The sequence below is a fragment of the Bacteroides sp. 11BF genome (assembly GCF_019633765.1).
Lineage (GTDB): Bacteria > Bacteroidota > Bacteroidia > Bacteroidales > Bacteroidaceae > Bacteroides > Bacteroides hominis.
In genome coordinates, this window is the sequence record NZ_JAFKPJ010000022.1 from 26,145 (window position 1) to 40,046 (window position 13,902).

At 43.6% G+C, this 13,902-nt stretch carries 14 protein-coding genes and 1 pseudogene; 6 read left to right on the forward strand and 9 right to left on the reverse strand.

What is annotated here, in order from left to right; genetic code table 11:
- Positions 1-21 precede the first annotated feature (21 nt).
- Positions 22-597 (forward strand): DUF4251 domain-containing protein, encoded by a 576-nt coding sequence (locus tag JZY04_RS18435; RefSeq protein ID WP_122143549.1) that lies wholly within the window; start codon positions 22-24, stop codon positions 595-597.
- 1,119 nt (positions 598-1,716) lie between these two features.
- Here the strand turns inward: JZY04_RS18435 and JZY04_RS21360 are convergent.
- From JZY04_RS21360 to JZY04_RS18450, 4 genes are all read right to left on the reverse strand, one after another.
- Positions 1,717-2,049, reverse strand: coding sequence for a hypothetical protein (locus tag JZY04_RS21360; protein ID WP_250706978.1), 333 nt, complete (start codon positions 2,047-2,049; stop codon positions 1,717-1,719).
- A complete protein-coding gene (locus tag JZY04_RS21365; protein WP_250706979.1) occupies positions 2,049-2,201 on the reverse strand; it encodes a hypothetical protein in 153 nt (50 codons plus the stop codon). Before JZY04_RS21365 ends, JZY04_RS21360 begins: the two co-directional genes overlap by 1 nt.
- Positions 2,202-2,312: 111 nt before the next feature.
- Positions 2,313-3,176, reverse strand: coding sequence for an aldo/keto reductase (locus JZY04_RS18445; RefSeq protein WP_122143550.1), 864 nt, complete (start codon positions 3,174-3,176; stop codon positions 2,313-2,315).
- A gap of 1 nt (position 3,177) precedes the next feature.
- Positions 3,178-4,026, reverse strand: coding sequence for an aldo/keto reductase (locus JZY04_RS18450; protein ID WP_122143529.1), 849 nt, complete (start codon positions 4,024-4,026; stop codon positions 3,178-3,180).
- A gap of 130 nt (positions 4,027-4,156) precedes the next feature.
- Here JZY04_RS18450 and JZY04_RS18455 point away from each other — a divergent pair, with 130 nt between their 5' ends.
- Positions 4,157-4,963 (forward strand): AraC family transcriptional regulator, encoded by an 807-nt coding sequence (locus JZY04_RS18455; protein ID WP_250706981.1) that lies wholly within the window; start codon positions 4,157-4,159, stop codon positions 4,961-4,963.
- A 247-nt stretch (positions 4,964-5,210) separates the two neighbouring features.
- Here JZY04_RS18455 and JZY04_RS18460 read toward each other — a convergent pair whose 3' ends face one another.
- Entirely contained in the window at positions 5,211-6,059 is an 849-nt protein-coding gene (locus JZY04_RS18460) for an AraC family transcriptional regulator (protein ID WP_220575446.1), read from the reverse strand.
- A gap of 158 nt (positions 6,060-6,217) precedes the next feature.
- Between JZY04_RS18460 and JZY04_RS18465 the strand changes: the two genes are divergently transcribed.
- Positions 6,218-7,057 (forward strand): SDR family oxidoreductase, encoded by an 840-nt coding sequence (locus JZY04_RS18465; protein WP_370635143.1) that lies wholly within the window; start codon positions 6,218-6,220, stop codon positions 7,055-7,057.
- A 96-nt stretch (positions 7,058-7,153) separates the two neighbouring features.
- Entirely contained in the window at positions 7,154-8,098 is a 945-nt protein-coding gene (locus JZY04_RS18470; protein WP_122143532.1) for a DMT family transporter, read from the forward strand.
- A gap of 564 nt (positions 8,099-8,662) precedes the next feature.
- Here the strand turns inward: JZY04_RS18470 and JZY04_RS18475 are convergent.
- Both JZY04_RS18475 and JZY04_RS18480 read right to left on the reverse strand, forming a co-directional pair.
- The gene (locus JZY04_RS18475) at positions 8,663-9,217 is read right to left on the reverse strand and encodes a DUF3089 domain-containing protein (RefSeq protein WP_122143533.1); all 555 of its coding nucleotides are present in this window, start codon (positions 9,215-9,217) and stop codon (positions 8,663-8,665) included.
- Between the two features lie 40 nt (positions 9,218-9,257).
- Complete coding sequence (locus JZY04_RS18480; RefSeq protein ID WP_147347896.1) at positions 9,258-9,692, reverse strand: hypothetical protein; 435 nt, start codon at positions 9,690-9,692, stop codon at positions 9,258-9,260.
- Positions 9,693-9,777: 85 nt separating this feature from the next.
- Between JZY04_RS18480 and JZY04_RS18485 the strand changes: the two are divergent.
- Positions 9,778-10,026, forward strand: a pseudogene (locus tag JZY04_RS18485) (IS982 family transposase); the annotation flags it as partial.
- Between the two features lie 288 nt (positions 10,027-10,314).
- A complete protein-coding gene (locus tag JZY04_RS18490; RefSeq protein ID WP_122143535.1) occupies positions 10,315-11,661 on the forward strand; it encodes a hypothetical protein in 1,347 nt (448 codons plus the stop codon).
- A gap of 849 nt (positions 11,662-12,510) precedes the next feature.
- Here JZY04_RS18490 and JZY04_RS18495 read toward each other — a convergent pair.
- Both JZY04_RS18495 and JZY04_RS18500 read right to left on the reverse strand, forming a co-directional pair.
- Complete coding sequence (locus tag JZY04_RS18495) at positions 12,511-12,837, reverse strand: DUF4907 domain-containing protein (RefSeq protein WP_250706983.1); 327 nt, start codon at positions 12,835-12,837, stop codon at positions 12,511-12,513.
- A complete protein-coding gene (locus tag JZY04_RS18500) occupies positions 12,824-13,876 on the reverse strand; it encodes a kelch repeat-containing protein (RefSeq protein ID WP_122143536.1) in 1,053 nt (350 codons plus the stop codon). The genes JZY04_RS18495 and JZY04_RS18500 overlap by 14 nt, the downstream gene beginning before the upstream one ends.
- Positions 13,877-13,902: the final 26 nt, after the last annotated feature.

A 13,902-nucleotide genomic window follows, 5' to 3' on the forward strand; every position in this document is an offset into this window, starting at 1 on the left:
ATCATTTATATCCTTTTGAGTATGAACAGACTATTTGTTATGATGGCAATATTGCTGGCCGGTATGTCAGCATATGCCCAGAGTGAGAAACGTATCTATACGAAAGCGGAGCAGAAAAGCGCTGAAGAACGCGAGCTTCAAGAAAGAATGGAAGCCGTCATGGATTCCGTAAACTATGCGGATGCTGTCAAAGCGCTGGAAGAACTGGATTTTGTTTTGGAAGCGGACCGGATCGTCTTCAAACGGGGAGAGATGGCCTTTGTAACTTCCAATACGAATTTTATCTCCCTGTCGGATGACAAGGCTGTCGTGCAGATAGCCCCTTTCAATGGCGGAGGCCCCAACGGTGTGGGAGGCATAACGGTGGAAGGACGTGCGTCGAACATCAGGATGAAGACGGACAAAAAAGGGAACATCACTTTCTCCATGAGTGTCATGGGGACAGGAATCTCGGCGACGGTTGACCTTTCATTGCCCAAGGGGACAAACAGGGCGTCCGTAACCGTCAACCCGAATCTCAACTCCAACCGGATCACACTGGATGGCCGCCTGCTTCCCAAGGAGCGTTCCTCGGTGTTTAAAGGGACCTCATTCTAATTGAAATGACAACTATGGATATGGAACAAGTCTGCGATATGGCGGTGGCCCTGTTTCGGCATCAGGGCCACCCGGATGGAGGACGTCAGGATGTCTCTTGATATTTCCAAAGATGTGTTTTATGGGGCATTTCCGGACAAGGAGGCTTTACTTTGGGAATGCATACAAAGTGAGATAAAAAGGGAAGAGGAGGTTATCGAAAGGCTACGTCTGCGGATGGGGTCTCCCTTGAAATTCATAATCAAACTGTATTCACATTCCATGCGATATTTTGGCTCCTTCCACGTCTCTTTTTTTCGGGATTTGAGAAGATATCCCAGATGCCACGCCGAATTGAACCGCCTTATTGCAATATTGAGGATGAAATATAATGAGACGCTGGGAGTATGCATTCAAAAAGGGCTGTGCGTGTCAGATTGTGACACATTCATGTTTTCCTCTTTCCTGTGTGCACGGATAACGGAAATTAAGGAAGGGATTATCATAAGAAAGGATTCCGTACAAGATATTTCCGGTTTCGTCATCCGTATGATGCTATGTGGATGCTGCACGCCTGAGGGAAGAAGAAAGCTGGCGGAATAGGTATCTTGGGGAACCGCCTAAAAACCCATACGGATAGTATTGAGAATTGGATTTAAGGCTCTTAACTGGATACTTCTACTCATAGCATATATACAGCAGGTGAAAAAGATCTCCACCTGCTGTTCGCACGTGAGAATTAAGATATATATTAAACGGCAAAACGGTTTACTGTATATCAGGAAAGAGTGATACAACGTATCAAAAGGATAAACGATAAACGCTGGAATGTTTGCAGTGCATAACGCTATTGATGTAAAAGTACTTTTCATTATCCATTTGAAACCATTTATAAACTTATAAAAAATACAGGTATGGATAAGCACATCATCGGAAAGAACGCAGGGAAATTCTGGCGCTTATATACCAACAGTGCTCGGTAATGGAATCAAGTTATTTGACAATTTAGATCAAAAAATAAGACTAAACTTTAAAAATGCAATAAGTTATAACGGAATTGTAGAGATAATTTATGAACGTAAATTATAGAATTTCGTGTACCTATACATTCCAATACAAAAAGAAAGCGATATCGGAGCGTTACACCACAAAGAACAGCCTGCCGGTTATTATAAAATGATATTGCGTGCCTGGCTGGTCGGTACGGATCTCCCACCATGGGGACAAATCCCGGTAACAGAATGACAAATCAGGTACAAAAAACTGCGTTAGGGATTGCAGGGTAAAGCCCACAGCCTTTAGACGAAGATTTGGAGAAGGCGAAAGCCCGACCGTTACCGAACGCTCAAAAGAAAAAAGAATTCCCCGAACATTTATCCGGGGGAGATTCAGATCATCCGTGCCGATCTCCTTTCCGTCCCGAAAAACAAGGCTCTTTTTCTCAATCTCCTTTCCGTTTTTGTAAACGGTCATTACCACTGCATCGGCTCGTTCACAACACTGTCTTCTCCGTCCACTAAGTATAAGAAGACCTTCTTACACTTCATGTTGAATGTATGTTTCTCCTTTCTCTGAATCGTAACAGCCATAAGTGGAAATATCACCGAAGGTTTCTTGTTCTTCATGTATAAAAAGATAAAATACAAACGGTATCTCCATACAATAATAAAAGCAGGCAAAAAAGAATGATATTCCATTTATATTTTCGCCTGCTTTTAATGAATACAGTTATATTTTCATTGACAATTATCTGGATTGAGATTCTTATCATACTCCAATAGGTATTTCGCCATCGCCGGATCGTTAAAATCAACCTTGGACAGTCCCGTATCCAGCTTTCGGATCATCTTCCGGTCTGTTTCTGTCAGTTCGAAACTCTCAATGTCCAGATTCTCTGTCATGCGTAACGTATGTACCGATTTGGGAATCGCTACAATACCTTCACCCGTCAAGAAATTTAGAGCGACCTGGGCACTGGTCTTGCCATATTTCGCCCCGATATTTTTCAGCGTTTCATTTGTGAAAATCCGGTCTGTGCCTTGCGCCAGTGGTCCCCAGGCCATCAGACGTGTTCCGTAATCCTTTATCAGTTCCCTCATTCTGGCCTGCTGGGAAAACACGTGCGTCTCCAACTGCAGGACGGCGGGTTTGATTTCCATGTTTTCCGCCAGATCAACAAACCGGGCATCATAGAAATTGCTCAAGCCTATGGCCCGGACTTTACCGTCCCTGTATGCCTTTTCCATTGCCCGGTATGTCCCATAGTAATCGCCAAAAGGCTGGTGAACGAGCAGCAGGTCGATATAATCGGTACGGAGTTTGTGGAGCGATTCGTCTATGCTCCGTGCCGCCTTCTCCTCACCCGCGTTGGAGATCCATATTTTTGTGGTCAGAAACAATTCTTCACGCGGTACGCCGCATTTGCTGATTGCCGCACCTACGCCCTCCTCGTTATAATATGCCTGTGCCGTATCAATCAGGCGATAGCCAAGCCGGATGGCTTCCGACACGCAGTGCTCACATTCTTGCGGGCCAACCAAAAAGACACCATAGCCCAGCATCGGCATCTTAATGCCATTGTTCAATTCGATAGTATTCATATCAGTCATGTATTTTATGTGTACCTATTCCTCTTACTGTCGGCAGGTCCATGTCGTTGTAAATCGGACTTTTCCCTGTATCCAGTCCGGCTATGTCCTTCATTTCTTCATCTGTAAGCGTAAAATTAAAGATATCCAGGTTTTCCATCATACGCTCTTTACGGACACTTTTCGGAATGACCACCACACCTCTTTGGTTCAGCCAACGAAGAATGACCTGTCCCACCGTCCTTCCGTGCTTCTCGGCGATGGTTTTCAGAACCGGATGTTGGAATATGCCATTCTTGCCCTCTGCGAACGGTGCCCACGCTTCATGCTGTATGCCTTCTTGCTGCAGAAAGACATTGGCTTCCTTTTGCTGGAAGAAAGGATGCATTTCTATCTGGTTGACGGCAGGTTTCACCTCGTTGTGCAGAAAGAGATCCTGCAGACGTTCGTTTCCGAAACTGGTCACCCCAATGGCGCGTACGCGTCCCTCTTTATACAATTTTTCCGCAGCTCTCCATACCGCATAATAATTGCCATACGGTTTATGCAGCAGATACAAATCCAGATAGTCCAGCCCGAGCTGTTTCATTGAGTTGTCAAAGGCCCGAAGGGTATCTTCATATTCATAGTCCTGTACCCATAGTTTGGTGGTAACGAACAAATCTTCGCGTTTCAGCCCGCTGTGCCGTATGGCATCGCCTACCTGTCTCTCGTTGAAATAGGCCGCGGCTGTGTCGATCATCCGGTAGCCGGCTTCGAGTGCGTCTGTTACGACCCTTTCCGTCTCATTCTCGGGAATCTGGAAAACCCCGAATCCTATGGCCGGCATTATCACTCCATTGTTCAATCTTACTTCCTTCATCGTCATATTGTTTTTGATTTACAGGTGCAAAGTTATAGGAATCATACAGATACATTATTACAATATACGGTGAGAGATTTTCACTTTTCGTGGTTTTTGTCTATATTTGTATCCGGCAAATATGAAGAGAATGGAACAGGTGATTTGGGATAAAATATACTTTTGGGATTCCGTTAATGATTGCGATCCCCAAAAGCAGTTCGGCCATATTCTGCATATCCTCTGCATGGAAGGAAGCATGAGTTTTGTTTTTCACAATGTGAGGTACAATATAGCCAAGGGCGACTATGTCATCCTGCCCAACGGTTCCTTGGCCTGCTCTTTCTCGGAGTCCTCCGACTTTGACGCCATTATTATGAGTCTTTCCGAATCATTTGTCACCTCAATGGCCCTGCGTAGCAATTACGGCATTATCGGGCACTTGTCACTATTGCAGAATCCGGTGATGAGACTTTCGGAAAACGACTTCCGGAAATGTCGTACCGACATGTTGCGCCTTCGTGAACGGCTGAATGACCGGGAACACCTTTTTCAGGAAGAAATGCTGGGGCATCTTTTACTTGCGCATATCCTCGACCTGTACGATATTCACGCGCGGGGGCGGAAACCGGAACCGATACCGGAAAGGGCGATATCCCTTTTGCGGCAATTCATTGAAATGCTTTATCAAGGAGAATATGTCCGGCATCGTGATTTGTCTTATTATGCGTCGCATCTTTGCATTACGCCTTATTACCTTTCGGAAATATGCAAAAAGGTGGGCGGCGAGCCTGCGTCTTACTGGATAGACCGTTTTACGCTTCACGAGGTCATCCGTTGTTTGAATCGGAAGGAGCTCCCATTAACGGAAATCGTAGAGCGGATGAATTTCTCATCCCTCTCTTATTTCAGCCGATATGTAGCGTATAGGGGTTTCACCGTCGGAATACCGGAATAATCATACAGAAGTCTGATTTTTACTGCAACATATTCCGTGGGAGACAACCGGTTGCTTTTTTAAATAGCCGGCTTAAATGGTGGGTATAGCTAAATCCCAGACCATAGACAACTTCACTCACGGCTTTATGACAGAAAAACAATCAGTAAGGCCAAACTATGAAAATCGGAAATAATAGAAGACGGCCAGATGTACTCTATTTTCATTAGCAATGGCCTGTTTCAGTTGTATGACCGACTATTGCCAATCAACTTATTGTTTCACGTATATTCAGGTACTGTTTCCTGAATTGCGCAGGAGTCATTCCATGATACTGCCGGAAAAGCTTGTTCAGATAACAGGAGTCTATGTATCCCATCCTCGCAGCAATTTCCTTGATGCTCATACGGGTGTTTACAAGCATCTCCTCCACCTTCCGCAAGCGGTTCATTGATACATACCGTCTGAAATCTTCCCCGAAGTTACGTTTGAAGAAGCGGCCCGCATAAACGGGGGACAAATGGAACTTTTCAGCCAGGACCTCCAGTTTGAGCAGTTCCGGCTGGTGGATATGCTGCTGGATATATTGGAGCATGTAGTGCGCCTTGTCATTGTCCGTATGGTCATATATTGGCATCATCTCCGAGAGGCTTCTTGATATGATCAGTATGATACTGTTTACATAGTATTGCAGCAACAGCCCGGAGAGCCCCTGCCTGTTGGCCGCTTCGGTTTCCGTCATACCCATCAGGGAACAGAGCACGCCCCTATCAGGACCGGAAGGTTGGATTCTAAATCCGGACTGTATTTCGAGGGTTTTCTCTATGTAGCTGTTAATATAGTCTGATACATAATTCCTTGTGAAACGGATAAAGACATATCGGCTGTGGCTGTCTATTGTAAACCGGTGTACCCGTTCCGGCGGAATCAGATACAGGTCTCCCGCTGTATATCCGTGGCATTCTTTCTCATCCCCCAACGTGTACGCATGGAATTTTCCGTTCCCTTCCAGGATATAGACTATCTCAAAGAAAGAATGCCGATGTTCCCCGATAGGGAATTCGTCATGCTCCCTTAGCAGAATTTCAACAGGTTGGTACAAATTTTCCTTCCACATAGTCGTATTATTCATTATTATAGCATAAAAGTACAAAAATATATGCTTGGGAGGTTCCTAATTTTGCACATATTATTAGTGAGGAGTAAAATTTAGTATTCACCCCAAACTGACGGATTATGAAATTGCTTAAAATTACAGGATTATTTATTTTATTTATGGGAACTGCATTACAAGTAACTGCACAAGGGCAGGAAGGAAGGCTGAGGGACAAGGTGGCCATTGTCACGGGTGCGGCATCCGGCAACGGAAAAGCGATAGCGGTCTTATTTGCACGGGAAGGCGCCAAAGTGGTTCTGGTGGACATTGACGGCACGGAAGTAAGGAAAGTGACGGATATGCTGGAACGGCAGAACCGGACAGTGACGGATATCGAAGCCGACGTCACCAAAGAAAGCTGTATACAGCGGATAGTGGACGAGACACTGGAAAAGTTCGGACGTATAGACATCCTTGTAAACAATGCGGGAGTTTTTGACGAGCTTCTTCCGGCGGGAGAGGTCAGTGACGAAATCTGGGAGAGGGTGATTTCCACGAACCTGACAGCCCCCATGCGCGGTATCCGGAAAGTCATCCCCGTTTTTGAGAGACAAGGCGGCGGAGTGATTGTCAACACAGCATCCATAGCCGGGTTTACAGGAGCCAGGGGAGGCGGTGCGGCATACGTCGCATCCAAACACGGCCTGATAGGACTCACCAAAAACGTGGCGTTCAATTACAAGGACAGGAATATCCGTTGTAATGCGGTCGCTCCTGGACGTGTAGAAACGGACCTGAGAGTAAACAGCGAGAAACTGATAGGTTCCCGTTCAGCACATGACCATACGATTGGTGAATGGAAGGATATCGAAGACAGGATAACGGACGGTTATGTTACCAACATGAGAAAATGTACTCCCGATGAGATTGCAAGGGTCGTTCTTTTCCTTGCATCGGATGAAGCCTCGTTTGTCAACGGTTCGGTATTCGTGGCTGACGGTGGCTGGACTTCTTATTGAATCCGGAAGAGCGACTGTTATTTCGACTGTAAGATTCACTTCGCTGAAAACAGGAGTGAATTTTTTGTATGAATAATGATTTGACTAAAAAATAAAATGGAGAAAATTAGTTGGAAGGGCCATGCCTCCATGTTCGGGGCAAATGCCATGTGGGGGCTGATGTCCCCAGTTTCTAAATTCATCATGGCCGGAGGTGCCGTCACCCCGTTCGTCGTAACCGACCTGCGTATCGGAGGTGCCATGGCGCTCTTCTGGTTCACCTCTTTTTTCAGGAAACCCGAGCATGTCAGCCATAAGGACCTGATGAGCCTGTTCTTTGCCTCGCTTCTGGCTGTTGTGTTCAACCAAGGATGCTTCATCTTCGGTGTCAGCCTGAGCTCACCCGGCGATGCTTCTATTATCACGACCAGCATGCCGCTATGGGCCATGATTCTGGCAGCCTTCATCCTGAAGGAGCCTGTTACCGGGAAAAAGGTGCTTGGCATTGCCGCCGGCGCCGGAGGGGCGCTCCTGCTCATTCTGGGAAGCGGGCAGAAAACTGATGTTCCGGTTTCGCAAAGTACTGCAATTTGGGGGGATCTGCTGGTTCTGCTCGCACAATTCTGCTATGCACTTTATATTGTCCTCTACAAGGATTTTGTGGGCAAGTATTCATTGGTCACCATCATGAAGTGGATGTTTACCTATTCATTCGTCTGCACGCTGCCTTTTTCTGCCGGTGATCTGATGGATGCCCGATGGAGCAGCCTGTCGCCTGCCGATATAGGCGGGCTTGCCTTTATAGTGGTAGGTGCTACCTTTATCAGCTATATGCTTGTCGTTGTCGGGCAGAAAAATCTCCGCCCCACGGTAGCCGGAATGTACAATTACATCCAGCCGCTTGTAGCCTGCGTCGTAGCCGTATGTTGGGGAATGGACTCGTTCAACCTGACAAAGGCGATAGCGGTGCTCCTTATCTTTTCGGGGGTATATCTGGTAACGTCCAGCCGGAGCAGGAAAGAGCTGGAAGCGTATGAGAAGAAGCTTCAGGAAGTGAAATAAAGTTGCTACGATAAAAATATATTGCGGGTGTTTGCCGTTGTTCTTTGCTCACAGATATTATTAAGAATAATTCTTTCTATAATCGCAATGGGTATCCTGCAGGTGTAAGGGAAGAGACGGTCGCAGTCGATTTTTGTCTGGTTTATGTGTTCGTTCCTGACTCAACAGGCTTGGAATGCCGGCTCTGTAACGATATAACATCCGGAATTAGAATATGCTTCAAGACAAGATGAGTACATGTCCCGAACGAATCGAATGGTTACAAAACGAGCGACAGTTTCAAGGATAATGGTGATACGGACAGAAAAGCTGTGATTAGTATAGGAAAACAGATGTCAAGGCCTCCAATCCATTACCTGTCCAATGGAGAACTAAAAAAGACCGGAGCGGAACGGTTTTAGTAAATAAGATATAGAGGGTACCCTTTTCGAACACCCTCATATTTTATTGGCAAACCATTATATATCAATGATGTATTTGACATCCGGAACGGAATTATAACAAATGGTGACTCCTGTGTCAATAGAGTCTGTTGCCGGTTTGATCCACGGTGCTTTCTCCACATCAGCAGGAGTAACCTTGTATCCCAAACACGTATGTGGCAATCATCCGCTTACGTTCCTCTTCAGACAAGTGCTTCATCAATTCCACAACCGACTTTCCACCCTGACTGAATCCTGCCAGAATAAACGGACGACCTTGGTTATAGTTTATTAGGAAATGGCGGAAAGCAGCTTTTACATCTTTGAAAGACACATCCATGTATCTGCGCGCAATGGTATCTTCATTGAATGTCGCCCACGAATCAAGAGTAATATTCCGGTAATGAGGAGAATAGAAGTTGTTTCCCGATGCCATGTATTCAGTTACCTTAGCCATTTCGGTTTCCATGTGTACACGATGTTCGGGTAAGGATGGGTCTGCATAGTGAGAAACAAGGCTGTCGGACGTTTTCCAGTCAAACTCCCAAGTAGAAGGAATGTAAAACACATCGACACCGTCACCTTGGTCGTTGCGTTCGGCATACCACATTTTCGATTCATTATAATTGGAAACAGCCGGAACAAAGACCGCTGCTTCCTGTCTGTACCTTGTCGCATCCGCAAACAAAGCAAACAAGAAGCAAAAATGTACTGCAAGCCACCTGTAGTTTCATAGACTATTTCTTACGGTCGTAAATATCGCGAAACTCTCCCTTAATATTCTCACCTGCTTCCGGATCGAAGGTTTCATCCGAGTAGAAATAGAAACAATCGTTACTTTCAAACAAGATTTGTCCTCTCACAGTGCCATTGATGATAAAATCGTTGTTATCTTTCAAATTCCATTCAAATTTCTGCTCCTTGTACTCACCTTCAAACGTCATTGTGATGAGTGCTTTTCCATCTTTATAGAATGTCTGCGTACCTTCAGCACCTACCTGTGTAGGCATATCTTTCCACTCCCCGTTTATCTTTTCCTGTGTTGTACGATAAATCCATTCACCGATAAGGCGTTCTGAGTTGCTCACTTTCTGGTCTTTATCTTTGTTGCAACTGCTGAAAGAGAGCGACACCATACATAAAAGAATTAAACTAAAAAATTTGCTGTTCATACTGATAAATTTAAAATTTGATTAATACATAATGCGTTGGCGGAATTAAATTAATAAAAGTGACCAAACTTTTAATAAATATTATATGCACAACCTATATGCAAAATTCGCAAAATTTCTGAACATATGCAAACAAGTAGCCGGCAATTTAGTCAATGAATGGAAATGTACCAAGAAGAGGAGTTATTCCCAAGTTCTCAGACCTTGAATTTGTAGCATTGAATATGACATCAGAAACTGTTGGCATTGACAGTGAGTCTTTGTTGTTTGCAAAGTTGCAGGAATTAAGAGCAAGATCCCTAACCTTATATCTCGTAGACAATACAATGACAAAAATAACAAAATAGTGACGCAGGGATAAACTTGGCACAAGGTTATCTAGGAGTACACTTAATGACTTTCCTCAAATCTGTTGAGTTTTCATTTACAGAAATCTTTTTTGCTTATTTTTTGTAGATCTACGGGATTTTTAATAAACTTGCCATTGTTTTTCAGTTAAATGGATAATTATTCATGACTTTTTTGATTGCGAATTTAAAATTATGATAACTGACCGACTGATTAACATTATCATCCAATTATTTCAAAACTGTTTCTTGCTTTATATAATTATATAAGATATATGAAATTAACAAATTTATTCTCCCAGATATTGACCGGGATGTGTTTGGCGATCTGCTTGACAGCCTGTGAGAAGAACTATTATTATACCGAAGTTACGGAAGAGGCTGATAACGAAGAAATTCCAATGCGGGATTTGCATGTGGAAGCATTGTCGCAGAGTTGGTGCGCGACTAGGGGATATGATTATATCTCGCCACTTTTTGCTTATCTGGCTCCAAGTATCAGTAAATATTATAAAATGGGAGATCTATTTGAAGATATGGTACTTGTCTTTGACAATCCGGCTGCCGGTCAAGAAATCTATGTGACTATGAAAGCTTCTACCCTCAATGAAGAGAGGACGGTATCTATGCTGACAACCGGGGACGAGCGTATCGAAATGTCTTTTCCTATTAAATGGAAATACGAAAAATTCTCTTCCATAAAATCGGCAATGCCAATTATGATGGAATGGGAAATCGGAATGAAAGGAAATACAATTTGTCAATATTCCAAACAGTTTAATATCTCCCCTTTTCAAGAAGATCCATACTCTGTTTATTGGAAACTGGATACTCCAGATGCTAAGGATTATATTGCATATTTGAAAACTTTGGATTGGGGTGAATATCCTATTAGAGAAGATGATGAAATATGTTATTTGTCTTTTGCTCCTTTTCTCTTTGGTTATGTTTCACCCAATAATCCCATGGTAAGTAAACTGAAGCAGGAAGCAATGAATGATATCGCAGGCATAAAAGATGGATTTTTTGGTTATCAATGGGGAAATGATTATGTAAAGGATCAATTGGTTGCATTTTATTGGTTGATGAATAAATATGGAGTAGTATATTCTTTCGAGGGAACGCATCTGTCTACTTTTGCCGAAGTGTTTAATAATGGCCAGGGACATTGTACCACACTTACTTGTGCAATGGCCAGCCTTTGTCTGAGCGCAGGGCTAAGTATTGAATTAGTAGAGATACCCGGACATATGTACCTTGTAGTCCTCGATCAGGAAGGTAATCCTTTGTATCCTATGGATTGCACTGCTATCTGGAAACTGGACAAAACTTTACCTTTTGAAAAGCAAATAGAAATGAGCCGTGAATATTTTGAATTTATGTTGGAACTGAGTACGGCAGAGTACGAAGAGAATTGTCCTTTTATAGATGCGCAGAACCCTCGCTATTTTGTTTTTCCCATGACATCTATGGGGTATCATGAGAGTGGCATTCCTTCCATTGACATGCCTTACATTTCCGGCAATATACGTGGTGTTGATGAGAATATTCGTGTGACTTGTCGCAAAGCTGTGGAGCGTCCGACAATCCCCATTGAACTAAAGAGAGTTTATTTACCATAAAAAAGAGTTTGTTTTGGATTTTATCCCTCTTTGCTATTTACTTCTCTGATTCATTGATTTTATTAAGATATGTTCCGAACGCTAGTGAAGGTCATAAACTTCACTAGCACTCCCTCGGAATAACAATAAAAAGGATTCTAATAGAAATTCAAACATGTTCTAAATATTGTGAGGTGTTATTCGTTATACTATAGAAGCCTTTGGAGGGTCTCTTTTTAATTACTATTGTTCGTTCGTAAAGTTATATTTGACTGGAATATGGATTTGAACAAATTATAGTATACTAGTTCTTATACACTTGTCATTAGACGTTTCCTTGACATTATAAGCAAGTCTTTTTTTCTTGGCGAAAATTTTTAGAATCCGGAACTGTACGCAAATAAACTTTCTTTAGCTTTTTGGATTACACCATTTGTTGGTTAATGAGAGGAAAGTTAAGCTATTTAAAGGTTCTTCTTCAAATTTGGTGGTAAATTTCTTATCTCTTTATTTCCAAGTTGGTAATTATCCTTTTTTACTTACTTTGATAAGAAAAAACAGGCGCTGACTGAATTAGATAAATGAGTAGAGGAAAACTTACCACCAAATTTGACGAAGAACCGAAATATTGACTATCTTTGTGATAAAGATATTTGAAATTATGCAGAGAAACGCAATATGCAGCAAGACTTTTGCTACTAATGTGTTACTTATTACCTTTGGATTTAGACCTTACTTTTTGATTTTCAAAAAGATAAAATCAATCACTTAGATTTCCGGTGTAAAAACCCGTTAGTTTAAACCCCAGAGGACTTTGGTTTTAAACTAACGGGAACATAGTTTCGAATGTATCCTAAAAACACCTGTTCACTAATCGCCGGAAATTCCCTGCCCCTTCAGGTCGGCAGCCGATATTGTAAAATCATTTCCCTGCCTGATCCGTTCCAATACCAGGTTGCCTACTTTCCGGGCATCTTCTTCCAAAGCAAACCCTTTCCGCCCCGGAAGGGAAGGTATGTATGGTTGGCAGATCACTACCCGGTCGCCACAAAGAATCTGATAACCATATCCGTTCCCATTTTCTGTTTCAATTACTTTGAGACGATACGTACAAGCTTCATGCCGATCATAGAAAAAGAGGACTGAGACAGCGCAAGCAACGCATATCATACAAAGCAGCTTCTTATTCCTCTTCATATTCATAAGGTTTCAGTTCCCAGGTATCGTCAAAGTAAGAACTCGAACCACTGCCACCCGTCGCAACAATACCCCGGGTCCCGGTAGAGAAGCAAACAGCATGAATACGGGTACTTCCTTCAAACGCCGTCAGGTCGTCACCTTCCCAAAGATCGGTTGCCGGATCATAAATCCAATAATTCGAATAATAACTTCCTCCGGCAGTGGAACCCAGAGTCAGATAAGCTTTTCCATCGATCACAAAACTGACTCCATAAGAACGGACAATAGATGTATAGTCATCATCGTAATCATCATCACTCGTATTGGCGATGTCTCTCAGTTGTGTCCAAGGTGTAGCAGCGGAAGGGTCGAAGCACCAGAAGTCCGATACATCGGAATTATTGTTCTGCCCTCCGCAGACATAAGCTTTCCCGTCGATGACAAATGCCGTACCTCCCTGACGCTTTTGTCCTCCGAAACCATTCACGATAGTCCATTGTGAACCGGCTGCAGCAGTAGGGTCGAAACGATAAAAGTCCTTCAGGTAATTATCGTTGTAACCGGTTCCCACATAACCATAATTATCAATGCCGAAACCAATGGCATAATAGCGGGCTCCTCCCTTGAAGTCGTCCATCTGCCTCCAACTATTCGTTTCCGGATTATACTCCCACGTATCGGACAGGTATTTCTGATCGGGATTGTATCCGGTAGTGACATACCCTTTGCTACCTACCGAGAAGCCGGTGGCAGCATTGCGGACCGTACCGGGCATATCGGCACGCTGAGTCCACCAGTCATTGTCGATATCATATTCCCAAGTGTCGGCGAGCCGGGTCGTTTTTCCGTTATAGCCTCCGCAGATGTACCCTTTGTTGCCAATGGTGAAACCGGCAGCATCGGTCCGTGCTACCCCGTCAAAGTCCGAACGCCGGTACCATACTCCGGCCGTATAGGAAGCATCTTCCGTACAGGCACACAAACAAAAGAGTATGGCACAAAGCACCAATGCTCCGGACGCGGACTTACTCGCTACAGTTTTTTCTATTCCAGTCATTCTTTTATTCTGTTTTTTAATCGTTA

Coding starts and splice junctions, on each gene's coding strand:
- JZY04_RS18470 (WP_122143532.1), top strand. CDS start 7,154: ATGGAGAAAATTAGTTGGAAGGGCCATGCCTCCATGTTCGGGGCAAAT.
- JZY04_RS18445 (WP_122143550.1), bottom strand. CDS start 3,176: ATGAATACTATCGAATTGAACAATGGCATTAAGATGCCGATGCTGGGC.
- JZY04_RS18495 (WP_250706983.1), bottom strand. CDS start 12,837: ATGAAGAGGAATAAGAAGCTGCTTTGTATGATATGCGTTGCTTGCGCT.
- JZY04_RS18490 (WP_122143535.1), top strand. CDS start 10,315: ATGAAATTAACAAATTTATTCTCCCAGATATTGACCGGGATGTGTTTG.
- JZY04_RS18450 (WP_122143529.1), bottom strand. CDS start 4,026: ATGAAGGAAGTAAGATTGAACAATGGAGTGATAATGCCGGCCATAGGA.
- JZY04_RS18435 (WP_122143549.1), top strand. CDS start 22: ATGAACAGACTATTTGTTATGATGGCAATATTGCTGGCCGGTATGTCA.
- JZY04_RS18455 (WP_250706981.1), top strand. CDS start 4,157: ATGGAACAGGTGATTTGGGATAAAATATACTTTTGGGATTCCGTTAAT.
- JZY04_RS21360 (WP_250706978.1), bottom strand. CDS start 2,049: ATGACCGTTTACAAAAACGGAAAGGAGATTGAGAAAAAGAGCCTTGTT.
- JZY04_RS18460 (WP_220575446.1), bottom strand. CDS start 6,059: ATGTGGAAGGAAAATTTGTACCAACCTGTTGAAATTCTGCTAAGGGAG.
- JZY04_RS18480 (WP_147347896.1), bottom strand. CDS start 9,692: ATGAACAGCAAATTTTTTAGTTTAATTCTTTTATGTATGGTGTCGCTC.
- JZY04_RS18500 (WP_122143536.1), bottom strand. CDS start 13,876: ATGACTGGAATAGAAAAAACTGTAGCGAGTAAGTCCGCGTCCGGAGCA.
- JZY04_RS18465 (WP_370635143.1), top strand. CDS start 6,218: ATGGGAACTGCATTACAAGTAACTGCACAAGGGCAGGAAGGAAGGCTG.
- JZY04_RS21365 (WP_250706979.1), bottom strand. CDS start 2,201: ATGAAGAACAAGAAACCTTCGGTGATATTTCCACTTATGGCTGTTACG.